This window comes from Roseibium porphyridii (assembly GCF_026191725.2).
Taxonomy (GTDB): domain Bacteria; phylum Pseudomonadota; class Alphaproteobacteria; order Rhizobiales; family Stappiaceae; genus Roseibium; species Roseibium porphyridii.
This window is the reverse complement of the sequence record NZ_CP120863.1, coordinates 4,317,473-4,338,933: the sequence shown is the minus strand read 5'-3', so window position 1 is coordinate 4,338,933 and position 21,461 is coordinate 4,317,473. Positions and strand designations below refer to the sequence as shown.

Sequence of the window (21,461 nt, the reverse complement as noted above, 5' to 3'; positions counted from 1 at the left end):
TGAATAAAGGAGTGCCTTATTATGGAACAAATAGTTGGCATCGTCATTCTTGTGGGCATCAGTTTTGTCGCTCTGCTCGCCATTGGTTTGATTATTTCTCGGCTTTATCGCCGGTCATCCAAAGAAGTCTCGTTTGTAAGGACCGGCTTTGGCGGTCAACGAGTTGTCATGAATGGTGGCACGCTGGTCTTGCCGGTTCTGCATGACATTATTCCCGTCAATATGAATACGTTGCGCCTGGAAGTCCGGCGCTCCAACGAACAAGCTTTGATCACCAAAGATCGTATGCGCGTGGACGTGCTTGCCGAGTTCTACGTAAGGGTTCAGCCAACCATCGAGTCGATTGCAAATGCCGCCCAGACCCTCGGTCAGCGCACCATGAAACCGGAAGCGTTGCGCGAACTCGTTGAGGGTAAATTTGTCGATGCGCTACGTGCTGTGGCTGCGGAGATGGCAATGGAAGAATTGCACGAGCAGCGTGTCAACTTTGTACAGAAAGTGCAGGCGGCAGTTTCGGAAGACATTCTCAAGAACGGTTTGGAACTTGAATCCGTGTCGTTGACAGGGTTGGACCAGACCAACAGAGAGTACTTCAATCCGGAAAATGCCTTTGATGCGGAAGGTTTGACCAAACTTACGCAAGCGATTGAAGAGCGCCGCAAAAAGCGCAATGACATCGAGCAAGAGACTGAAGTGCAGGTTCAACGGAAGAATCTGGAAGCCCAGCAAGAGCGACTGCAGATCGATCGTGATAATCAGTTTGCTCAATTGGAACAGCAGCGCGAAGTGGAAGTGCGTCGCGCCGAACAGTCCTCTCTAATCGCCAAACAACAAGCCGAGCGAGAGCGCGAGGCCGAAGAAGCCAAAATCATGGCGCATCAGAAGGTACGGCATGCTGGTATCGAATCCGATCAAGCGGTGACAGAGCGGCAGATTGCCATGGATCAACAGGTCCGTGAGCGTGAAATTTCCAAGGAACGTTCCGTTGAAGCGGCAAATGTTGAAAAGCAGAAGCTTATCGAGCTTGCAGAGCAAGATCGCGATATCGCGGTTGCCGCCAAATCCCGCGAAAAGTCGGAGGCCGAAGCGGAAGCCGATGAGGCCCGTGCGATTGCAGCGCGCGCCGCAGAGCAGGTTTCAACTGCACGCGAAACCGAAGTTGCAGAGCGTGACAAGCAGATCGAGCTGATCGAGGCACGCAAGGCGGCTGAAATGGATGCCGTTGCGATTACAGTCGGTGCAGAGGCTCAAAAGCAGGCGGCAGCAGACCATGCTGAAGCCGTTCGCATTGCCGCAGAAGCGGAAGCTGCCAAGTCACGTATCGAGGCGCAAGGTTTCGCCGAGGCAGAAAAGCTGCGCGCGGAGGCACAACAGGCCATCTATGCAGTGGAAGCGGCCGGTCAGCAGGCAATCAATGAGGCTGCAAACCTCTTGTCGCCGGATCAAATTGCCATGCAGGTGCGCATGAAACTGCTTGAGCAGTTGCCTGAAATCATTGCTGAGAGCGTCAAGCCGCTCGAGCAAATCGATGGCATCAAAATCATCCAGGTTGATGGAATGGTTGGTGCTGGAAGCGCAACAAGCGGAGGGAGCGGAAATGGTGGTGGCGGAAACCTCGCCGATCAGATGGTTTCTTCTGCGTTGAAATATCGCTCTCAAGCGCCTCTTCTTGACGCAATGATGAAGGAAGTCGGGCTGGACGGTTCAGGTTTGGCAGGCCTGACTGCGAACATGGAGATGGCGCCAAAAGAGGTTGCTGATGAAAAGGCCGCCGCAGGGGAAACGCCTGTCTCAGAGTGCGGTTCAAGCAACGCTACGGTGGAAAATGAAGTTGTTTCTGTGGAACCGGTCAAGGGGAACAATGGAGATGCTTCGTCTCCGGTTTCAAGGTCCACGGACTGACCAGTCACAGGCCCGGTATCTGCCGGGCCTGCTTTTCCTCTATTAGATCTGACGCCGAAATTAATTGGAGCTTCTGCTCTCATTCGCAAGGTTGAGAACCTGTCGGTTGCACGCGAAATTCAACAATCGAAATTGCAAAGTTGTCGATCGTCCACTCTTGCGCATCCTTCGTTCCTGGAACTCCGTCAAAAACTTGAAACAACAAGCAAAGTGAACCAGCAGCCTGGAACTGACTAATTTCGCCCCCTTTGGACGTGACTTAACAATTACAAAAGACAAGTCTTTCATCAGGTTATTTCAGAACGCAACTTAACGCGTTTCAGGCTTCTCGGTCGATGGAGCGGACCGCAAAAACTATCACCACAAAACGGTGTTTCTTAAAGAAGGCATGTCCGTGAAAGTTGGGTTTCGGTTTTTCGATTTCCCTAGAGGAATTTCCCGCTACAAGACATTGCAGCTCAACATTGACAGGCAACAAGTCGCATTTGAAAACGTTCAGATCGACCCCTGAATTAAGTTACCTGCTGGGGCCTAGAATTCTGTCTCAGTGGCTAACCTTGTGATGCTGTAGTGCTTTTGCGGTTGCCAGGGATTTGGCTGGGTGAAAGCTGTCCGCCACGGCCATTTCCCAATAGGTTGAATAAGCGGGAATGTTGTGCGCTTCGTCGAGCAGTTCTCCGCGTTTCACCCAGGTGAGTGCAGCGCTTGCAGGCATGATGGCGCGGTTGCCTTCGCGCAGGTAGAAATGCTCCGGCTCGAATTCGCTCGGATGGTCGAAGCCGGAGGCTGCCGTGAAGGCCTTCAGAGACCTCAGCGTATTGCGATGGAAATTCTCGACCCTTTGGGACTTGTCGGGAACATCAAGCGCCTGCTGACGTTTGGGGTCCTGAGTTGCAACGCCGGTCGGGCAACGGTTGGTATGACAACTCTGGGACTGAATGCAGCCGACAGCAAACATGAAACCGCGTGCTGAATTTACCCAATCCGCACCGAGCGCCATGGTTCCGGCAATATCATAGGCGCTGATCAGCTTGCCGCTGGCTGCCAGTTTTATGTCGTCGCGCAACCCAGTGCCGACGAGGCAATTGTGCACGAATGAGAGCCCCTGACGAAGTGGTGTTCCAAGCCTGTTGGCAAACTCGACGGGCGCAGCACCCGTTCCGCCTTCCGCCCCGTCCACGACGATGAAATCAGGCTTGATGCCTGTCTTCAGCATGGCTTTGACAATTGCCATAAACTCCCATCTGTGGCCCACACAAAGCTTGAAGCCAATCGGCTTGCCGCCTGACAATTCGCGCAGTCTGGCGATGAAATCCAAGAGCTCGAGCGGAGTAGAGAAGGCGGAATGACTGGCCGGTGAAACGCATTCCTTGCCAACAGGTATACCGCGCGCCTCTGCGATTTCTTCCGTTACCTTGGGTCCTGGCAATACGCCGCCATGGCCAGGCTTTGCCCCCTGGCTCATCTTGATCTCGATCATCTTGATTTGCGGATTGGCAGCCTGTGTCTTGAATTTCTCCGCATCGAAGGTGCCATCTTCTGCCCGGCAGCCAAAATAACCACTGCCAAGTTCCCAGACCAGATCGCCGCCGCCTTCCCGATGGTACCGCGAGACGCTGCCTTCGCCCGTATCGTGATAGAAGTTGCCTGCCTTGGCACCCTTGTTCAGTGCCAAGATCGCGTTGCCCGACAACGACCCGAAGCTCATGGCGGAAATATTGAACAGAGATGCCGAATAAGGTTGCTTGCAGTCCGGGCCGCCGATTGTAACCCTCAAGTCGTCATGCGTTTCAGGTTTTGGGCTGATTGAATGGTTCACCCAGCCATACGCGTCGTCATAGACATCAAGTTCCGTGCCGAAGGGCAGCACATCTTCAATGTTCTTCGCCCGGTCATAAACCATCGACCGTCGTTCGCGCGAAAAGGGCCGCCCATCCTGGTTGCTTTCAAAGAAATATTGCCGAAGTTCGGGCCGGATGGCTTCAAACAGAAACCGGAAGTGACCGATGACCGGATAGTTTCGAAGGACGGAATGCTTGGTCTGCGAGAGATCCAGCACACCCGTCACTGAGAGAGCTGAAAAGACGGCAAATGGCCAGAGGAAATGAATGTTCCAGGCAAAGATCAAGATGAAGCTGACAAGTGTCAGAAAAAGGCACAGAAGGAAAACGAAATAGCGGGCGGGAAACACAGGCCGGTGACTCCTCAAACATATTGGCATTCATAGTTGTGTCAGGCAAAGGTCGAAAAGAAAAGAGAGATCCCGCCACCTGATCGAAATCCTGTCTTGCCGGTGGCCTTGAGAGCACAAGATATTTTGGTCGAACAAGGTACTTGAACTGTCGGGATTTGGCGTCGGTATTCACCGATATAGCGAGATCGGAAACGCAATTGTGCCCGATGCTTTTGGTACCAGGTCGGTTCTAGGAATGAATGCGTCTTTCAACCACTGGGTGTATATCGGTTGGTAGTGTCTGACGATAAGTCAATTTAGTATATTTATGTAATTTCAGATTTTTATTCTTCAAAATACAACAAAAATGGAGGGGAGAGTGCTTAGCTTGAACGCCATTCTGATTATAATTCTATGTTTGCTGGTCTTTATTTCCGGTGTGCTTGCTTACATCGCGTTTAATCGGAAGGCTAAGGAAGCTGAAAAGCCTGCACCAGCTTCCGAGGCATCTTCTGGTTTTCGTGAAATGCTGGCTGACGATATCGTCAAGTTTTCCATTGTCGGGTTGATTTTTGTCTCGGTGGTCGTTCTGGGCGTTGGTATTTTTGGCGCTTCGAACAGTGATGCAGTTGAAAACAGTCAGTATGTTTTCGCAGCGCTGTTGCCCCTGTTTGCGACCTGGGTGGGCACAGTCCTCGCTTATTACTTCAGCAAGCAGAACTTCGAGGCGGCCAGCAAGGCGACAGAGAGCCTCGTCAAGTTGTCAGGGCAAAAGCTCAGGGCTGTCCCAATCGAGGAAGCCATGATCCCGATCGACAAAATTGTTGGAACTGTTGAGGCGCCGAACGGAGATCTCAAGGAAGTTCCTATCCAGAAAGTGGCGGAAGCGTTTGAAGACAAACTCCCGGGCGGCAGGCCAATCTCAAGAGTTGTCATTCTGACGCCGGGCAAGGCCTGTGTTGGCGTGCTTCATCGAGGCCTGTGGAGTGAAATGCGCGCCATCGACCTTCCCTCAAATGTTACCGTGAATTTCAAGAATGACCCGAAGAACAAGGACAAACTGGAAAAGGTGCACGACCTTGCCAGCGAGTCGCGAGCACCTGAAACTTTTGGAGCATTCATCACCGGGTATGTCGCCTTTGCGCGTGCCGGGGGAACGCTTGCCGACGCGAAGATGCATATGGAGAACAAGGACGGTTGCCAGGATGTGATCGTGACGGCCACTGGAAAGTCAACCGAGCCGGTTGTCGGCTGGGTCACCAATGTGGAAATTGGCAAAGCTCTAGAAGCCTAAGTAGGCTCTTGTTTGACCTGGCAGTAGGTGCGGACGAGCGTCGAGTCATGATCAATGTGATTTCTGACCGGTCTTGAGAACGCCGAGCAGGTATCGCGCGGTTCCGGCCGCGCCGGGTTCGCTTGACATCGTTTCGGCAGCTTTTTCAGCACCAACTCGATATTTGGGATCTTCAAGGGCGTTCAAGGCGGTTGTCAGCTGTGTCGTGGTGAGTTGTTTTTGAGGTAATGGGGCAGGGCCCGCGCCGATCTTGTGCACCCGGCTTCCCCAGAACGGCTGATCGCCGAAAACCGGGCAAATGAGAGACGGCTTGCCCCAGCGCAGCGCTTCATGCGTGGTGCCGGCTCCGCCATGGTGGACAACGGCTGAACACCGCGGAAACAGCCAGCTATGTGGGGCTTTGTCGATCAGGAAAAGGCGATCGGCCATTTCAGTGGGAAGGTTCTCTTTCACAAGTCCGCCCCAACCAGTGGCAAGCACTGCGCGCTGTCCCGTGTTCTTAAGACTTGCAAGAACTGTTTTCGTCAGCTTCTCAGGATCTTTGCTCGGCATGGACCCAAAACCCAGATAGACGGGAGAACTGTCGTCTTGCAGGAATTGCTGAAGATCGGCTGGCGGGCGATACGCAGCGTCGGTCTCCGTGAGCCAGTAACCGCAGGCAATATTTTCTTCGCTCCAGTCTTCCGGTGTCGGCACCAGCGCTTTGGAAAAGGCTTGTAGCGCTGGCGCCATGCCGCCACCCGGCCAATGGCCGTCCATTAGAGCGCCGGACATTCCAAACTCTGCTTCTGCTTCCGGCTTGATTGGTTTTATGAGCGTTGCCAGTCCGACTTTCATCAAGAAACGTCCGGCCAGATAGCTTTTGCGATTGAAGTAGCTGCCAAGGTCAGGAATGGCGAACAACGGCAAAGGAAATTCTGCGGTCGGTGCGGTTACGGGCTGGAGAGCAGTCGGGAGCGCGGGCACTCCAAGGCGCCGGGCTGCGAGCGTCACCACAGTCGCTTTCAAATTGAACAGGATCAGGTCGGGCTGCTCATCGAGCGTTATCGACCACAGACACCTTGTCAGCTCTTTCTGAAGCGCAAGGTTCTGCTTTGCTGCCCGGATTTTCCCTTTCAGCGAAAACAATGCCTCTTGAATATCTTCACTCTGCAGGAGTGTCTGGTAGTTGATCGGAAGAGGGCGGGCCTTTGCTCCCACCTGTTCGATCATGTCCTCAAAGCCTTCGCCGGTGGAAAGCGTCACTTCAGCGCCCTGCAGCACAAGCTCTTTTGCGAGCGCGACATATGGCTGGACATCACCGCGCGTACCAAGCGAGGCAATCAGAATTCGTTTCGCAGGGATGGACATGAGTACTTCCAGAACCGGTGACACCGAGTGCGGCGATGAGAGGCCTTAGCTGAGATGGCGGTTGCCAGTCCCGGTTGCAAGCACCAAACTGTATCTTGGTTTTCGTGCCAGGCTGGAAAGCTGGTGCCTATGGGGTGATTGTCAGAGAAAAGCGAATGGCATAAGCCTCTACACAATCGAACAGTCCTCTTTCTGAAAGCCCCAAATGCACACCGTTTTTTCTATTCGCACGGAAGGTCAGGGTCTTTACGAGTTCACCCGTAATGTTGCCGGCTGGGTGTCCGATCAAGGTGGCCAGGATGGATTGTTGACGCTTTTTGTGCGTCACACGTCCTGCTCACTGTTGATACAGGAAAATGCCGACCCGGACGTGCAAATTGACCTGAAAGCCTATCTGGAGCGATTGGTGCCGTCTGCGGATCACCCGTCCATGAACTATCTGGTTCATACATTTGAGGGACCGGATGACATGCCGGCCCATATCAAGGCAGCACTCTTGCCTGTTTCCTTGTCCATCCCGGTGACCAACGGTCAAATGGTCCTGGGCACTTGGCAGGGTATTTATCTGTTTGAGCACAGGACACGTCCACATCAGCGCCAAATCGCGGCTCATTTCCTCTCGGACCACTAAGCTTCGTTGAAAAAAAAGGGAAATTGGAAACAGGTGTGACGATCGTCACACACGAAAATGTACATCTTCATAGAGTGGTCACTATGTCCAAACGCGTTTGCCGCGCAGGTGATCAGCCTCAATGGGAGCACTCCAATGCGATCAGGTCTTGTGATTTTCTTCATGCTGCTTTCCCAGTCTGCCTTTGCAGACCAGGACCCCAACCGGCCGACCGACAGGATTGCTCAGGACCTCCAAATTGAAGAAGCTGTGTTCATCGAATGTTTCAAGCCGGTCAATCCGGCGCCTGACAAATATCCAAGCGGTGCGGAACAACGGGCCAATAAGGCAATTCTTCTACCGTGCCTTCAAAATGCAAACCCTGCCATCACCAATGACCGGCTTGATGCCGTCATGGACAAGTATCGTCCGGAAGGGGCGTTTAGAAAATAGAGATCGGGCTTATTTGTCTCGAAGCGCGGGAAGACCGACACCAGTGCTTTCAAACCCACCATCGGCGGCGATCACCTGGCCGGTTACATATGCCGCCTGATCGGAACACAGGAACGCAATCACTTCGGCAATTTCAACCTCCTGGCCATAGCGGTTCAGCGGTATGGCATCGTGATAGGCATCGATGATTTCCTGGCTGTGTACCGCCAAGGCGAGTTTGGTTTTCACAGGTCCGGGACAGACGCAGTTGGCTCGAATTCCGCTTTCGCCGAGTTCGGCCGCTTGCTGTTTGGTCATCTGGATTACGGCAGCTTTCGAAGTACCGTAGGCAACGCGCAACGTTGAAGCGCGCAGACCGGAAATGGAGGCGATGTTCACGATCGCCCCCTTTGTTGCCTTCAAGGCAGGCATCGCCTCTTGAGATACAAGAAAAACGCCATCCAGATTGGTCTCCATGACCCGTCGCCACATTGCGAAGTCTGTCTGGTCGATTGGACCGAACTCTGCAACGCCCGCATTGTTTACCACCGCGTCCAGGCGCCCAAATCTGGAGAGAACCTGAGGCAGAGCCGTTGCCACCTCTTTTGGAATTGAGACATCGCAGATGAATGGCGCTGCTTTCTCAAGGCCACTCGTGACTTTGAGCAGCTCTTCGCCGTCCCTGTCCAACATGGCGACGTGCCAGCCACGATCCATCATCAGATGTGCGGTGGCAAGACCTATGCCTCTGGCCGCACCGGTGATCAGAACAACATTATTCGTCATGTGCTTCTCGATTGATGATTTCGGGCTTCAACGCATTGAGATACAGACACGGATCGCCCCGGCATTGTCCCAAAGGGCAACGTCCTTGTCGTTGATCCTGAAACTGTAGGTACCGGAAGGATCCGGTGCATTGACTGCCAGTGCGGCAAACTCTGCAAAAGGAACGATCCTTCCAGCCTGGTCCCTGACCAGCATTTCGCCAAAGGAATAGGACTGGTCAAATTTATAGCCATACAACGGGCCGAGGCTCTTCGCGTCCTTGCCGGAATATCCGCGCGGCCCGACCGGCTTGTAGATGCCATTGATGACACTCCAGCTGCCGTTGAAGCTGACCCGCCGTATTTTTCCATCAGGCAACGTAAGCCTCTGCCACCCTTTTTTGGAATGAACGTCGACACAAAAATCAGCCGCTTCTGCGGTCACAGGGAAGAGGCAGAGAAGAAAGACAGACAGGCGGGCCAGACACATGACAATTTCCAAGAGAACGATTTTCTAGAGAAGACCGCAGCGTCAATGAACCGTCAAGGCGGATAAACCGCGCAAATGCCCCGCTTCCTTTTCAATCGGGTTCGGGCCGTCAATCAGAGGCCCGTGTTGAATCAGCTTGTAAAGCCCTTGAATCATTTTCTCAGGAGGTAAAGATTATATTTTTCAATTAATTAATTGAGGTTTTTAATATGCTGGTATCAACTGGATATCGAGGATCCGCGTTTCGGCTCTCGTTCGGACGGTTCTTGAAAAGCTGATCCGGAAACAAGAGAGAGGCGCAATTCCAGTGCCTGTCGCGGCTCGGATTCACGTCATGCTCACATTTTATTTTCTTGCAAGTTTAACGATGCAGACCCACATGTCCTTTGAACGATGAGGGTCGTTCCTCCCCAGACTGGCGCCGGACTTCATGGAAGTTTCGGCGCCTTCTTTATGTGGGCTCTCGGAAATCTGCCTTGCGGACTGTCTTCAAAAGCCTTCGTTTTGTCGCAGCCGGTGCCGCCTTTTTTTGAGCCGCAGTATCGTGATCTTTCCAGTTTGATCGAAGATCGATTAGGTGGCCCGCGCCGTCGGACGGGGACGGCGCGGGCGCTAACACCGGCCTGAAAAGGAGGGGCTCAGGACACGGTGTTTTCGGTCGCCGCCAGTTTGGCGGCAATCTGGTCTTTCAAAAAAAGGCGTTTCTTCTTCAGGTCTTCCAATACCTCATCCGAGGCGGGTGCCACGTCTGTTTCGATGCGGTGAACTTCTCGATTGATGGTGTGGTATTCGTCTGCAAGACGCGCAAAATGACTGTCGCCAATTTTCAGTTGATGCAGTTTTTCGGCCGCTTCCGGAAATTCTTCATGCAGCTCGTGTGGGACGTGGCTCATTCTTGCCTCCTTTTAAGACACTCAAAGTGCCGCCAAGCCGGAGCGGTTACCTTGAGCAAGATCAATGTTGGTGGCATTTGAGCAGATGAGTTTTCCTGCCGCAGCGATAACAACGCTATGCAGGCTTGGCGATGTGCAGGCTTCTGTGGATTTGCTTCAGCGCAAGCGGGCCGTGCACGGGCTTCTTCGCTCTGTTTGGATGGCCTGATCGGCACCAGACACGAATGGTGCTGAGCGTACGCCCTTGGCATAATTGGGCGCATAAGTCAGTTCGATGTCGGAACCGAAAACTTATTGGACGCAACGACTTTTCAGGTTTTTGGAGGCTCGAGAGCACCTTTCACCAAGGTCTTGGCAGCCCGCCCAGCTTCTTGAATATAGCTTGGGTCTCGGTGCACGAGCATGGTGGAAAATGCACCATCCATCAGCAAAACAACCTGACGCGAAATTGCGTCCGGGTGGGTGCAGCCATGAGACGACAATGAGTTGGTCAGCCAGTCTTCGAACTTCTTTTTGTGTGCAGCGCCCACGCGCAGCGCGGGGTGGCCCGGCTGATTGGCAAGTTCCGCCGTGGTGCGCAAGAAACCGCACCCCTGCCATTTCGGGTGCCTCGCGGCCTCGGTCAATTCCAGGAAAATCGCTTCGACCTTGTCGGAAACGTCCCCTTGCGCAGCTCCAAACCAGGTTTCATAGAGCCTCAGATTGGGTTGGTCGCGTGACGAAAGGTACTCTGCAACAAGGTCATCCTTGCTTTCGAAGTGATAATAGAGCGTCTTTTTCGTAACACCGGCCTTGGCGGCAACTGCGTCGACACTGACCGCGCGAATACCCTCCCGATAGAAGAGCTTCGTCGCGGCATCAACAATCTTGTCTCGTGTGTCTTTTCTCATTTTTACATTATTTTCAGTTAGTTATAAAAAGTATACTGACTAGTGAGTTTACTGACATTCTCTCTCCCGCTAGCGTTCCTGTCAATCGAACAGGAGAAACGCCTTGGACAACACAGTGATCCTCGAAATGCGTGGCAAAATCGCCTTGCTGACATTGAACCGACCCGAAAAACTCAATGCACTCAACTACGAAACGAACGACCGGCTCCTCTCGCTCCTTGATCAGTTAGAGCAAGATGAAACGACCCATGCCATCGTATTGACCGGCGCAGGTGACAGGGCCTTCTCCGCAGGTGGCGACATTCATGAATTCACAAAGAGCATCAAACGTGGAACAGACGAGGCTGTAAAAGAGTTTTGCCGACGTGGACAACGCATGACAGCGAGACTTGAGGCATACCCCAAACCGGTGATTGCTGCAGTGAATGGCATCGCATTTGGCGGCGGCTGTGAGATAACCGAGGCGGTTCATCTCGCTGTGTCCTCCGACAGGGCAGTTTTTGCCAAACCTGAGATCAACATTGGAATTCCACCGACATTTGGTGGCACCCAGCGTCTGCCTCGCCTGGCCGGACGCAAGCGTGCATTGGAACTTCTGCTGACCGGCGACACGTTCGGACCAGACCGTGCTCATGAGCTGGGTCTTGTCAACAAGGTCGTTCCGCACAAAGACCTGTTGCCGGCAGCATTCGAGTTGGCAGAGCGGATCCTGAGGCATTCGCCTTTGGCGGCAGCGCGCATCATTACTGCCGTCACACGGGGCTTGAACATGGCCATCGGAGAAGGGTTGACCGTCGAGCAGGAACAATTTGCCAGGATGTGTGCAACGCAGGATATCATTGAAGGACTGGACGCATGGATTGCACGCCGCACGCCCTGCTATGCAGGCAACTGAGCGCAATGCGCGCACTTCAATCTCGGCGACCCGCCTGTAGAACCGCGCAATGACAGCTTCGAGCAACTGAGCACAGGTGCCGTAACCTGCCGTCCTCCGCGGAACTCACTTGTCTCAGATTGAATACACCAGACCGTTGAGCCGTTCCGCGATCCACCAGGAAGACAGTAGCGCGATCCCGGTCAGTGCTCCCAATCTGACGGGCTTGAGTGCCGGCTCTGCGAGTTGTTTCATGAAGAAGACAATGCTCCACGTGGCGGCAAGAATCGCGAGCTGACCAAGTTCAATACCGATATTGAAAGCAAGGAGAGCCGGGACGAGGTCCGGCGCGTCGCGGCCGAGAATGTCACCGAGCACAAAGGAAAATCCGAGTCCGTGCAACAATCCGATACCTGTAAAGACCAGAACCGAGCCGGATCTATGGATCATCGCCGCTACGGCGGCATAGAGCACCGAAGCAGCAATAGCTGCTTCAACAGCTGGAACGAACCATGGCCAGGTCGGTGTTGCACCCAGAAACGTAGCAATCAGCGTAACAGAATGCCCGAGGGTGAAAGCAGTCACCAAATAAATCAGTTTGCGTGTGGCACCGACGCCAAGGGCCATGGTAATGACCAGAAGCACATGGTCCAGACCTTCCACAATGTGCAGGGCACCTTGAAAAACGAAATGGCCAAAGGTTGAAAGACGCGATCCGTCGATCACTGCCGGTTGCTCGAGCTGCCCAGGTGCGGTCAGAGAGACCGGTGGGTTCTCGCGCGCGTCGATGAGATGATTGTCTATTGCAACACCCGGTCCCGGAATAAGCGGTCCATAGCCTGCACGCACGCTTAGGATCCCCAAAGGGTCCTGGCTGTCCAATTGCACCACGTAATCAACCACGGCCTGTCCGAAAAGCGGATCAAGGTGAGGGGGAGGCTCTGCGACTGCTGTCTTGGCCGCCGACAGCGAACCGAACTCTGATTGAGGACGCTGCATGTGCACTGTGAAGCCAGCGATCTTTGCGGAAAGGTCGAGACCCGCTTGAGAAAAGACCAGTGCTTCGGTCAAACGTGTTTCGAACGAGCTCCGGTCTTCAGCGATTGCACCCATGTTCAGTCTGTAGCGATTGCCGGTTCCGGTTGTCTCAAGGCGCAAGAAGGACGATTCCAGAGGCGTTTGGTCAACCTGCGCTTTGCCGACCAGATCCGAAAAGACAAGTGGCGCAGGCGCCCTGACATAGGCGACCAGAATACCGTTCTCCTCAGCAACCAGAATTGTGCGGACCTTTGTTCCGTCAGAAAAATGTGCGCCTGCGGGCTGCGTCAGCAGCATGGCAAGGACATAAAACAGGCTGAAGAATGCAAAGTTAAGTGCACTGGTGCACTTGCGGCTTTGAGGCATCGGGTCATTCCGTCGAATGGAGCCCGGCCGCTTCGAAAAAGTAGCCGGGTTATCTTTATTGCAGTTTACCGGTTCTTACAGGTTATTCATTCCAGAATTTCTCTTGCCATGTCATTTGCGGCAATTCGTCCACCACCTCGAAGGTTTTGGTTTGTTTATAAATGCGCCCATAGCGGTCTGTTGTGCGGACTTCGAGCGTATGGACGCCAGCCGGCAGATCTCCGGGGAGCTCGGCCCGCCAGAGATGGCTTGATTTTGTAGTCAGCATCCAATCCTGAAACGGGCCAGCGACACCGGTCCATTGAAGGCCCTGCCAGGTGCGGTAGCCGGCGGTTGCGTCGCCTCCGGTTGTACTGCGTACGGCCTGACGCCCGTTTGTGGACTGCTTCGCCATCGCAAGTGGGTCGGAATAGGTCGGACCGTCGAAGGCTTCCTCGCCTTCGCCTTTTTGCGTGCGCTCGGCCTCAATCGGATCGCCACCATTTATGGAGAAGGATACCCGGCTTTCCTTCGAACCGTTCCAGACGTTGATGGCGACATAAGTCGTTCCGGAGAGGTCCGCCCTTGTCAACATGTCCATGTCTCCCAGGTCGTTGACGGTGACCGGAGGTGTGATGTCGTTCGGGATGTCGTTTTGGGTCGTGTAGCTGACCAGTTGCTCCGCCCAATCGCGAAAGCGGGGCGTGTTGAAAGAGACGTGAAGTTGATCGTTTTCGTCGCCTTCGAAGGTCAAAAACGTGTCGACATAGTCAGAACCCGCGAAATCCAGAACATAGTAGCCACGTGGGGAGCCAAGACGCTGTGTCGCATGAGGAACGCCGCTGTTGTTCAGGTCACCTGCCCACCAGGAGCCGGAGACTGCACCAGTGATGATCTGATGAAATTTGGCAGGCCCTGTTCCCGTAGCCTCTTCCCAGCCCTTGTAAAATTCGCCCGGCAGGATCTGTTCCGTTGTGTGCGTATGGCCTGAAAGCCCGAGCGCGGGTCTGTCGCCTATCAAGTCGTAGAGCTTGTCGAGATTGTCGACCTGGTGTTTCTGGGCGGTTGCATCCGTGTAGGTCACGAATGGTATGTGAGCGCTCACAACGATCAGCTTGTTTTCCGGCACATTGGCAAGATCGTTTTTCAGCCATTCCAGTTGGCGCTCGGAGATGACGCCGTTGTAAGAGGGTTTGGCCGACAGATCACAAAATGCGTGGGCGTCTACGCCATTGCATGGGTACCGCACGTCATCGAGAACGACAAAGTGCACCTGACCGATATCGAAGGAATAATACTCCGGGCCGAATTCGCGGCGAAAAGTGTCAAAGCTGTCGGCATCGGATTTGGCATCGAAGTCGAGGTCATGGTTTCCTGCAACGTAGTATTGCGGCACGTCACCCTTGGCGACAATCTGCTTGAAGCGCGGATAGAGCGACAGGTCATCGCCCATGACATCACCCTGAAACAGCAGACACTGGGTGGCACTGTTGTCACGGTTGGTCAAAAGCTTGCCCACCGTCTGGCGGACATAGGAAACTTCCTGGTTGGAATATGGCTGTGTGTCCCCGAAGACCAGACATTGGAATTCATCGCCGACCGGATCTTCCACAAGCGGGAAATTGACCGATTGGGGCAGGGGCCCTGTTGGCTCGATGCCGCCAAAGCGCAGATTGGCGGAACCGGCAACTTTGTGCACATAACTGAACTGCGGGATCATGTCGTCACTAACTGGCGTCATGTAGCCAGCCGGTTTCGTAATGAAGAGGTTCATGTCGTCGTAAGCCGGCAATGTGTAGGAACCGTCTTCACCGGTTGCCACAACTTCACGCCCGTTTGAGACAAGAACCCCGGCCAGGCCAGCCTCACCGGCGTCCAGTCTGGAGTTGCGGTTGGTGTCCAAAAACACCTTTCCGGTTGCTGTGTCGGCAGAACTGTCGCCGTGAACGACATCAATTTCACCAATATAACCGGCATCCTTGGCAATCGCGCTGAATGCCATGGCACTGGTGCCCGCCAATAGCAGGACCTGGGTCAGTTTTCTCATGAGAGCCTCCGCAGGGAATGGGCTGGTGATCAGCCAGAACACTCTGCAAGCACACAGTGACGGAAGATTGACACTCGCGTTAAAGTTATATCTCAGTTTCGTTGCACGCAGTGTCATTGTGCTGGCAAATTGTCACAAACCGGATGAAACAAATTGGGCTGAAGGTCGTTTTAGGGCCAGAAACCAAAACCTTGCCAACGAAAGCTCTGATGGTTTCTCCTGACAGAAGGCTGTCAGGAGCCCTTTGCTAGAGTGCCTCACATCACTGCAGCCAAGGAGACTTTCAATGACATTTGTTCCTGACAACTTCACTGTTTGGATGGAGATCCCGGTAACTGATCTGGACAAGGCAATCAGTTTTTACAATGACGTTTTCAAAACCGAACTCAAACTTGTTACAGATATGGGACCGAACCATATCGCGATGTTCACGACCAACAAGCAGGACGGAATTGCAGGACATCTTTATCCCGGTAAACCGGCAGGTGACGGGTCTGGACCCACGGTGCATATCGCGTGTCCGGACACGCTTGAGGAAACCATGGAACGTTTTGCAAAGGCTGGCGGTGAAGTCGTCTCCGACCCGATTGCAATTCCGGCAGGCCGGTTTGCCTATTGCATCGACCCGGATGGCAATTCCATCGGGCTTTTCGCTGCTTAAGGGTCTTGCAGCATGAGACGCGCCGACCGCCTTTTTCAGATCGTTCAATATCTGCGTGGCGGCCGGCTTGTCCGGGCACGACAGTTGTCTGAATGGCTGGAAGTATCGGAACGCACCATCTATCGCGATGTCGCCGACTTGCAGGCCTCCGGTGTCCCCATCGAGGGAGCTGCGGGTGTCGGTTACATCATGCGAGATGGCTACGAGTTGCCACCTCTCATGTTCACACGAGATGAAATTGTCGCGTTGCTTGCCGGTGCACGGTTGATCCGCGCCTGGGGAGGTGCAGCCATGGCCCGTGCAGCCGAAGAGGCCATGATCAAGATCGATGCCGTCATGCCTGACAAGCTGCGGGTAAGGCAAAATGAGGTGCAAATCCACGCATTTGCGCCGGAGATGACACCTCAGGTTAGGTCACACATCGATTTTCTTGAAAATGCAGCGGACACACGCAAGCGTCTTTCAATCGCGTATCGCGATGGAAAAGGCGATGCCTCTGACCGGGTGATCCGTCCACTTGGTCTGTGGTTTTGGGGCAAGGTCTGGACACTTGTTGCCTGGTGTGAACTTCGTCACGACTTCCGCATGTTTCGTCTCGACCGCATATCCGAACTGCGGGAAACCGGCGAGAAGTTCAAGGCGGAGCCTGGCAAGACCTTGAAGGACTTCTATCGCTCAATGGAGAGCAAGGATCCGGGACGATAATTGCGTGGGCAGACTATGCCCGTCTGGGTGAGACCCCAGACAGTTGGCGGATTTCAGTCATCCGAATTGTGTTGGATTCCAGGACCCACAAAGCCTCAACTTATTTGAAAGCCATTGGAATATTGACCGGCGTAACGATTTGAATATCGCTGAGAGATGTGATTGGCGCCGCGCCGAGACCATGAAATGCCATTATGTGTCGAAAGGCCGTTCTCAAATCGGAGCGAAGGTCGTGATGCAGGACGAATGTCAACTTCTCCTGACGAAGCAGTTCAAGATTGTCTTCATCAAGGTCATGGGCGACGAAAACCGACGGCGTCTTTCCGGCACTTTCCAGGACTTTCAAGACAGCTTGGTTGCCACCGCCCATGGAATAGACGCCGGCAATTTCGGGTATGGACCGGATTTTCGCAGCAACCGCACGCTCTGTTGCAGTGTTCAGGCCGCCGCCACCGCTGGCGTCAATGACCTCAATATCAGGCCGCGACCGACCCAGTTCTGACCGGAACCCGTCGTATCGTTCCTCTTCGCCCTGAAATGCAAGCTGGCTGAGAATTGTCAGAACAACCCGGTCCGCTGGGCCAAGCTGTTTCAGCATGAGATAGGCGGCGGTCTTTCCCGCATTCTGATTGCTCAACCCAGCATATGCCAATTTCTGAGAACCGGTGATGTCGGTAAACATCGTGACGACCGGAATGCGCTTGTCTGTCAGGCGAGAGATGGCACTGCGCAATTCAGGAGTGTCTCTGGCTTTCAGGCAAACGCCATGACTTCCACGTTTGCGGATCCTGTCCAGCGTTGCTGCGCATGTGGCAGAGGTCATCGTCTCAGCGATTGAAAATCGCGTTCTGAGCGCCGCTGGAGCCAGCTGCTTCTGGACGTCTTCACTGGCCAGCTGAACTTCCCTGCTGAAACGGGCAGGTGCTTCCATGACCACGTCGATGAAAAGACGACGGCCCTTCGCCGCCAGCTGGCCTTCCTGCCGGCCAAGTTCTTCGATTGCGTCATGAACCCGGCGATGGGTCTGCGGGCTGACATTGGGTCGTCTGTTGAGAACGCGATCTACGGTCGCCGTGCTCAGGCCGGCCTGCAGTGCGATCTCCTTGATGGGAAACCGATGTGTCATTTGATGGATTCTTGATGGATCATGTCGGCGACGCAAGATCGATTTCTGATAATCTTCAGGTTCTGGCAGATTGACGGATGCCCGGGAGGAAAAGATGGACCAGAGAGTGGCTGTGAGCGGCTATTTCGATGCTGTTGATTGTGACATCACAGAGTTCAAGGAACTTGTCGGGCGTCAGCTCGATCCGGCCGCTGTGCCGCACGCGGAAAGGGTAGCATCAAACATACCGATTTATCGGGTCGCGGACTTGCAAGATGTGTTGCGTGGAACTCATTCACGTCAGCGTCTTATGGCCGAATGGGCAAAGGTGCTGATGGACGGAGCTGGTGTGCTCATCCTTGATGGAGCCTATGCAGATTTCACGGCCATAGATCAAGCCACCGAGATATTCAATCGGGTTATCGAGGCGGAGAAGCGTTCCACCGGCGGAGGGGCAGATCATTTTGCCGCAAGCGGGGCAAACGACAGGATATGGAACAGTCTTCAGAAGCTGTGCATGGCCTCGCCCGAAGTGTTCGCCACCTATTTTGCCAACACGGCAATCGACGCGGTCTGTGAGGCTTGGCTTGGACCCAACTATCAGATGACGGCCCAAGTCAACGTGGTGCGACCGGGGGGCGCTGCACAGCAGGCACACCGGGACTATCACCTGGGTTTCCAGACTGCAGAAATCTGCGCACGGTATCCGGCACATGTGCACGAACTCTCACCAGTGATGACCCTGCAAGGAGGCATTGCTCATTTGGATATGCCGGTTGAAAGCGGTCCGACAAAGCTGTTGCCGTTTTCTCAACTCTATCGTCCGGGATATGCGGCCTACCGCCTAGAGCCGTTCAAGCAGTTCTTTGAAGAAGCCTATGTTCAGCTACCTTTGAAAAAGGGTGATGCGTTGTTCTTCAATCCAGCTCTCTTTCATGCAGCGGGCGCAAACATCAGCAGCGATATCCAACGCATGGCCAATCTGCTGCAGATATCGTCCGCATTCGGAAGAGCCATGGAAAACATCGACAGGCAATCGATGTGTACTGTCCTCTATCCTGTCCTGCTTGAAAGGGTAAAAGCTGGCGATCTGGGGCAAGCAGAACTTGAGGCAGCAATTTCCGCCTGCGCTGAAGGGTATTCATTTCCCACCAATCTGGACAGCGATCCCCCGGTCGGCGGCCTTGCACCTGAAACCCAGAAGCAACTCATGTTAAGAGCCTTGGGCGAACGGATGAGCGTTGAAGAGTTTGTGGACGCACTCAAGACTCAAAGCTCTCGACGCCTTTTTTAAGGCGCTGCATGTCTTCACGACTTGCGATGCATAAAGATGAAGCGATGCTCTAATGCCGCCCGCGATGCGTTTGCGGGCGGTTAACGCCTGAAGTCCTTCGCCGTTGAACAGACACAATCGACATTTGAAAAAAGCTTCTGAGAAACCGGCTTGAGAGCCACCCGGTCCGATGGTCGGTCCTTTGGAATTGTTGCGCTGCAAAAAAATTTTGCCGAAGGACTTGAAGCCCGCCAAGCACCTGGGGCAGGCTTAGGACATGTACGCATCCCATGGATTTTTGAGGTCGGACATCGGCGACGTCGATGTCGTTTATCACGATGGGTTATTCCATCTTTTTCATCTCGTTCTTCCAAATCACGATTTCATTGCCCACGCAGTCAGCTCCGACGGCATGACCTGGCGCCGCGTAAAGAACGCGCTTTTTGTGGGAGAACCTGGAGAGTGGGACGACGACATGCTCTGGACGATGCATGTCACACCGGACCCCGACAAAGCGGGAGAGTGGCGCATGTTCTATACGGGCCTCGCCCGTTCTGAATTTGGCCGTGTCCAGAGGGTTGGGTTGGCGCGCTCGAGAGATCTCTACCAATGGGAGCGCTGCAATCAGGGTGTTTATCCACTCGAGATTCCAGCACCCCATTACGAAAGCTCGATTGACGAGGGACGGCACTGGGTCAGCTTCCGGGACCCGTTTTTCTATCATGATCGGCATAGCGGAGACCGGTTGCTTTTGAGCGCGGCGCGCGTCAAGGACGGACCGGTCATTCGGCGCGGTTGCGTCGGGCTTGCGCGCGAGACGGCACCTGACAGGTTTTCGTTTGAGGCCCCGTTGCATCGACCCGGCCTTTATGACGACGTTGAGGTTCCGAACCTCTTCCGGCTTCACGACCGCTATTATCTGATGGGTTCGATCCGAGAAGATACAAAGATCCACTATTGGTACGCGCGGTCCTGGGATGGGCCGTATGAGAACTTCTTTGACAACGTGTTGCTTCCCTCCGGAAACTACGCTGGCCGCATCTGTCAGACCGAAGATCGATTGCTCTTATTCAATTTCTTTTCAAAGACCGAGAATGTTTACGGACGCGAAGTGGTCAAAAAACTGCTGCCGCCTCCAAAAGAGCTGGACACCGACAAGGCTGGGCGTTTGAAAGTCAGATCCTACAGAGGTTTTGACAACCTGGTGACGGGCCGAGAGATCGTTACAGCCTCGTATCAATGCAAGATACTTTATGAAAACAAGTATGCCACGGCCGTAGATCGACCCGACGGCCTCCATCTGGCCTGCACAAGCGGCTACGAGGCCTATCTGCTTCCCGGTCAGCATCAGGATTTCAGGCTGAGTTCACAATTGATGCTTGAAGGGTCTGGAAAAACGGGTCTCGTGCTGCGGATGAACGAAGAGGGCGACGGATACTATCTGTCTCTCGATCTGGTGAATGGAATTGCGCAAATGCGCGCGTGGGGCGCAAATCCGACACCGGAATTTGAGCACGCATTCCGATATGAGCCGCTTCAGGAGGCGCATTTTCGCGGCAGCGACCAAGGACCATGGCAGATCGAAGTTGTTGCGCACGGCATGTATATCGAGTTTTCGATCGATGGATATGTCGTCTTAAGTCTGGTCGACGACAGTTTCCATGAAGGCGGTATTGGTTTTTATGTCGAAAGCGCAGCTGTTTGCCTGAAAGATCTCGTAATTGAAACTTTGCGAAGGCCAGTCAGTGAAGACACCGCGGAACGGGTCTATACGACCACTTATCTTGCGCCTGAAGACGAGGCGGACACGCGATGAGCGAAGCTGCCGATGTGTCAGAGCCGTGGCTCCTGGTCTGCGACATCGACGATACGCTGACCGGGAACAGCGAGGCTTTGCGAAAGCTTTGGCAGGCTTTAAAAGAACGTCAGAATACCCTGTCGCTGGCCCTTAACTCCAGCAGACCCTGGCAAAGCGTTGATGAAACCATTTCGACGTATTTCCCCGAAGATTTTGAACCTGAAGCGGTCATCACCGGACTAGGTACTGAAATCCGCGTAAGAGGTGCCTGGCTCGACAGCTGGCAGGAACAGTTCAATGAGTGGCCGGACCAGCGTGTCCGCAAACTCGTCACAGATATGGGGTATGCTGCTCATTCAAGTGCCTTCCAGACAAGTGGAAAGGCAAGTTTTGAGGTTGCCGGCAAAGAAGCGGTCCACAGTGTGTTGAACGCTCTGACGGATCAGGGAATACCGTTCCGTTCGGTCTATTCGGGAACAAGTGACCTGGACATTTTGGCGCCTGGCGGTGGCAAGGACACTGCTATGATGCATTTGGCAGACATCCTTGAGATCGCACCGTCCCGCACGATTGCTGCTGGAGATTCCGGAAATGATCTTGCGCTTTTTACTGCCGCAGCCAGGGCAATTGCCGTTGGCAACGCACGTCGTGAGTTGATTGCCGCCATGCCGAGGGAAAAAACCTTTCACGCAACAGCCTCTCATGCGGCCGGTGTGATGGAGGGACTGATAGAATTTGGTCTACTGACCGATGAAGAATGCTGAAAAAGCCTTCGAAAACAAAAAATAGAATGCCTGGGAGGGATGAAGTCTCAAAC

19 protein-coding genes are annotated in these 21,461 nt (G+C 54.0%); 10 read left to right on the top strand and 9 right to left on the bottom strand.

From position 1 onward, the window contains the following. Positions 1 to 21: 21 nt before the first annotated feature. Positions 22 to 1,902, top strand: coding sequence for a flotillin family protein (locus tag K1718_RS20075; RefSeq protein WP_265681074.1), 1,881 nt, complete (start codon positions 22 to 24; stop codon positions 1,900 to 1,902). Between the two features lie 544 nt (positions 1,903 to 2,446). On the opposite strand, the gene K1718_RS20070 is transcribed toward K1718_RS20075, so the two are convergent. After that, a complete protein-coding gene (locus K1718_RS20070; protein ID WP_265681075.1) occupies positions 2,447 to 4,123 on the bottom strand; it encodes an FMN-binding glutamate synthase family protein in 1,677 nt (558 codons plus the stop codon). Positions 4,124 to 4,454: 331 nt separating this feature from the next. On the opposite strand from K1718_RS20070, the gene K1718_RS20065 reads away from it, so the two are divergent. Next, positions 4,455 to 5,369 carry a S8/S53 family peptidase gene (locus tag K1718_RS20065; RefSeq protein ID WP_265681076.1) on the top strand — a complete coding sequence of 305 codons (915 nt, stop codon included), beginning with the start codon at positions 4,455 to 4,457 and terminating at the stop codon, positions 5,367 to 5,369. Positions 5,370 to 5,420: 51 nt separating this feature from the next. Here the strand turns inward: K1718_RS20065 and K1718_RS20060 are convergent, their stop codons facing one another. Beyond that, positions 5,421 to 6,719, bottom strand: a complete 1,299-nt coding sequence (locus K1718_RS20060) for a glycosyltransferase (protein ID WP_265681077.1) — start codon at positions 6,717 to 6,719, stop codon at positions 5,421 to 5,423. Between the two features lie 205 nt (positions 6,720 to 6,924). On the opposite strand from K1718_RS20060, the gene K1718_RS20055 reads away from it, so the two are divergent. Continuing rightward, on the top strand, positions 6,925 to 7,350 hold the full coding sequence (locus K1718_RS20055) for a secondary thiamine-phosphate synthase enzyme YjbQ (RefSeq protein WP_265681078.1): 426 nt from the start codon (positions 6,925 to 6,927) through the stop codon (positions 7,348 to 7,350). A gap of 135 nt (positions 7,351 to 7,485) precedes the next feature. Continuing rightward, a complete protein-coding gene (locus K1718_RS20050) occupies positions 7,486 to 7,782 on the top strand; it encodes a hypothetical protein (protein ID WP_265681079.1) in 297 nt (98 codons plus the stop codon). Positions 7,783 to 7,791: 9 nt separating this feature from the next. On the opposite strand, the gene K1718_RS20045 is transcribed toward K1718_RS20050, so the two are convergent. The 4 genes from K1718_RS20045 to K1718_RS20030 all read right to left on the bottom strand — a co-directional run bounded on the left by K1718_RS20045 (position 7,792) and on the right by K1718_RS20030 (position 10,798). After that, complete coding sequence (locus tag K1718_RS20045) at positions 7,792 to 8,547, bottom strand: SDR family NAD(P)-dependent oxidoreductase (RefSeq protein WP_265681080.1); 756 nt, start codon at positions 8,545 to 8,547, stop codon at positions 7,792 to 7,794. A gap of 27 nt (positions 8,548 to 8,574) precedes the next feature. Continuing rightward, entirely contained in the window at positions 8,575 to 9,015 is a 441-nt protein-coding gene (locus K1718_RS20040; RefSeq protein ID WP_152502641.1) for a hypothetical protein, read from the bottom strand. A 638-nt stretch (positions 9,016 to 9,653) separates the two neighbouring features. Next, positions 9,654 to 9,908, bottom strand: coding sequence for a YdcH family protein (locus K1718_RS20035; protein ID WP_152502640.1), 255 nt, complete (start codon positions 9,906 to 9,908; stop codon positions 9,654 to 9,656). Positions 9,909 to 10,219: 311 nt separating this feature from the next. Further along, complete coding sequence (locus K1718_RS20030; protein ID WP_265681081.1) at positions 10,220 to 10,798, bottom strand: TetR/AcrR family transcriptional regulator; 579 nt, start codon at positions 10,796 to 10,798, stop codon at positions 10,220 to 10,222. A 127-nt stretch (positions 10,799 to 10,925) separates the two neighbouring features. Between K1718_RS20030 and K1718_RS20025 the strand changes: the two genes are divergently transcribed. Next, positions 10,926 to 11,693: a crotonase/enoyl-CoA hydratase family protein gene (locus K1718_RS20025; protein WP_418068137.1), complete on the top strand. Its 768-nt coding sequence runs from the start codon at positions 10,926 to 10,928 to the stop codon at positions 11,691 to 11,693. Positions 11,694 to 11,807: 114 nt separating this feature from the next. On the opposite strand, the gene K1718_RS20020 is transcribed toward K1718_RS20025, so the two are convergent. Both K1718_RS20020 and K1718_RS20015 read right to left on the bottom strand, forming a co-directional pair. Next, the gene (locus tag K1718_RS20020) at positions 11,808 to 13,076 is read right to left on the bottom strand and encodes a HupE/UreJ family protein (RefSeq protein WP_265681083.1); all 1,269 of its coding nucleotides are present in this window, start codon (positions 13,074 to 13,076) and stop codon (positions 11,808 to 11,810) included. Positions 13,077 to 13,158: 82 nt separating this feature from the next. Further along, the gene (locus K1718_RS20015) at positions 13,159 to 15,102 is read right to left on the bottom strand and encodes a calcineurin-like phosphoesterase family protein (protein WP_265681084.1); all 1,944 of its coding nucleotides are present in this window, start codon (positions 15,100 to 15,102) and stop codon (positions 13,159 to 13,161) included. Positions 15,103 to 15,388: 286 nt separating this feature from the next. Between K1718_RS20015 and K1718_RS20010 the strand changes: the two genes are divergently transcribed. Further along, positions 15,389 to 15,763: a VOC family protein gene (locus K1718_RS20010; RefSeq protein ID WP_152502635.1), complete on the top strand. Its 375-nt coding sequence runs from the start codon at positions 15,389 to 15,391 to the stop codon at positions 15,761 to 15,763. 12 nt (positions 15,764 to 15,775) lie between these two features. After that, a complete protein-coding gene (locus K1718_RS20005) occupies positions 15,776 to 16,468 on the top strand; it encodes a helix-turn-helix transcriptional regulator (RefSeq protein WP_152502634.1) in 693 nt (230 codons plus the stop codon). A gap of 100 nt (positions 16,469 to 16,568) precedes the next feature. Here the strand turns inward: K1718_RS20005 and K1718_RS20000 are convergent, their stop codons facing one another. Further along, a complete protein-coding gene (locus K1718_RS20000; protein WP_265681085.1) occupies positions 16,569 to 17,594 on the bottom strand; it encodes a LacI family DNA-binding transcriptional regulator in 1,026 nt (341 codons plus the stop codon). A gap of 94 nt (positions 17,595 to 17,688) precedes the next feature. Between K1718_RS20000 and K1718_RS19995 the strand changes: the two genes are divergently transcribed. The 3 genes from K1718_RS19995 (at position 17,689) to K1718_RS19985 (ending at position 21,408) form a co-directional block, all read left to right on the top strand. Continuing rightward, a complete protein-coding gene (locus K1718_RS19995) occupies positions 17,689 to 18,867 on the top strand; it encodes a phytanoyl-CoA dioxygenase family protein (protein WP_265681086.1) in 1,179 nt (392 codons plus the stop codon). A 256-nt stretch (positions 18,868 to 19,123) separates the two neighbouring features. Then, positions 19,124 to 20,662 carry a glycosyl hydrolase gene (locus tag K1718_RS19990; protein ID WP_265681087.1) on the top strand — a complete coding sequence of 513 codons (1,539 nt, stop codon included), beginning with the start codon at positions 19,124 to 19,126 and terminating at the stop codon, positions 20,660 to 20,662. Beyond that, the gene (locus tag K1718_RS19985) at positions 20,659 to 21,408 is read left to right on the top strand and encodes an HAD family hydrolase (protein ID WP_265681088.1); all 750 of its coding nucleotides are present in this window, start codon (positions 20,659 to 20,661) and stop codon (positions 21,406 to 21,408) included. Before K1718_RS19990 ends, K1718_RS19985 begins: the two co-directional genes overlap by 4 nt. Positions 21,409 to 21,461: the final 53 nt, after the last annotated feature.

Excerpts from the sequence above, each read along its gene's own strand:
- K1718_RS20075 (WP_265681074.1), top strand. The coding sequence starts at position 22 with ATGGAACAAATAGTTGGCATCGTCATTCTTGTGGGCATCAGTTTTGTC.
- K1718_RS20070 (WP_265681075.1), bottom strand. The coding sequence starts at position 4,123 with ATGCCAATATGTTTGAGGAGTCACCGGCCTGTGTTTCCCGCCCGCTAT.
- K1718_RS20060 (WP_265681077.1), bottom strand. The coding sequence starts at position 6,719 with ATGTCCATCCCTGCGAAACGAATTCTGATTGCCTCGCTTGGTACGCGC.
- K1718_RS20055 (WP_265681078.1), top strand. The coding sequence starts at position 6,925 with ATGCACACCGTTTTTTCTATTCGCACGGAAGGTCAGGGTCTTTACGAG.
- K1718_RS20050 (WP_265681079.1), top strand. The coding sequence starts at position 7,486 with ATGCGATCAGGTCTTGTGATTTTCTTCATGCTGCTTTCCCAGTCTGCC.
- K1718_RS20045 (WP_265681080.1), bottom strand. The coding sequence starts at position 8,547 with ATGACGAATAATGTTGTTCTGATCACCGGTGCGGCCAGAGGCATAGGT.
- K1718_RS20040 (WP_152502641.1), bottom strand. The coding sequence starts at position 9,015 with ATGTGTCTGGCCCGCCTGTCTGTCTTTCTTCTCTGCCTCTTCCCTGTG.
- K1718_RS20035 (WP_152502640.1), bottom strand. The coding sequence starts at position 9,908 with ATGAGCCACGTCCCACACGAGCTGCATGAAGAATTTCCGGAAGCGGCC.
- K1718_RS20030 (WP_265681081.1), bottom strand. The coding sequence starts at position 10,798 with ATGAGAAAAGACACACGAGACAAGATTGTTGATGCCGCGACGAAGCTC.
- K1718_RS20025 (WP_418068137.1), top strand. The coding sequence starts at position 10,926 with ATGCGTGGCAAAATCGCCTTGCTGACATTGAACCGACCCGAAAAACTC.
- K1718_RS20020 (WP_265681083.1), bottom strand. The coding sequence starts at position 13,076 with ATGCCTCAAAGCCGCAAGTGCACCAGTGCACTTAACTTTGCATTCTTC.
- K1718_RS20015 (WP_265681084.1), bottom strand. The coding sequence starts at position 15,102 with ATGAGAAAACTGACCCAGGTCCTGCTATTGGCGGGCACCAGTGCCATG.
- K1718_RS20010 (WP_152502635.1), top strand. The coding sequence starts at position 15,389 with ATGACATTTGTTCCTGACAACTTCACTGTTTGGATGGAGATCCCGGTA.
- K1718_RS20005 (WP_152502634.1), top strand. The coding sequence starts at position 15,776 with ATGAGACGCGCCGACCGCCTTTTTCAGATCGTTCAATATCTGCGTGGC.
- K1718_RS20000 (WP_265681085.1), bottom strand. The coding sequence starts at position 17,594 with ATGACACATCGGTTTCCCATCAAGGAGATCGCACTGCAGGCCGGCCTG.
- K1718_RS19995 (WP_265681086.1), top strand. The coding sequence starts at position 17,689 with ATGGACCAGAGAGTGGCTGTGAGCGGCTATTTCGATGCTGTTGATTGT.
- K1718_RS19990 (WP_265681087.1), top strand. The coding sequence starts at position 19,124 with ATGTACGCATCCCATGGATTTTTGAGGTCGGACATCGGCGACGTCGAT.
- K1718_RS19985 (WP_265681088.1), top strand. The coding sequence starts at position 20,659 with ATGAGCGAAGCTGCCGATGTGTCAGAGCCGTGGCTCCTGGTCTGCGAC.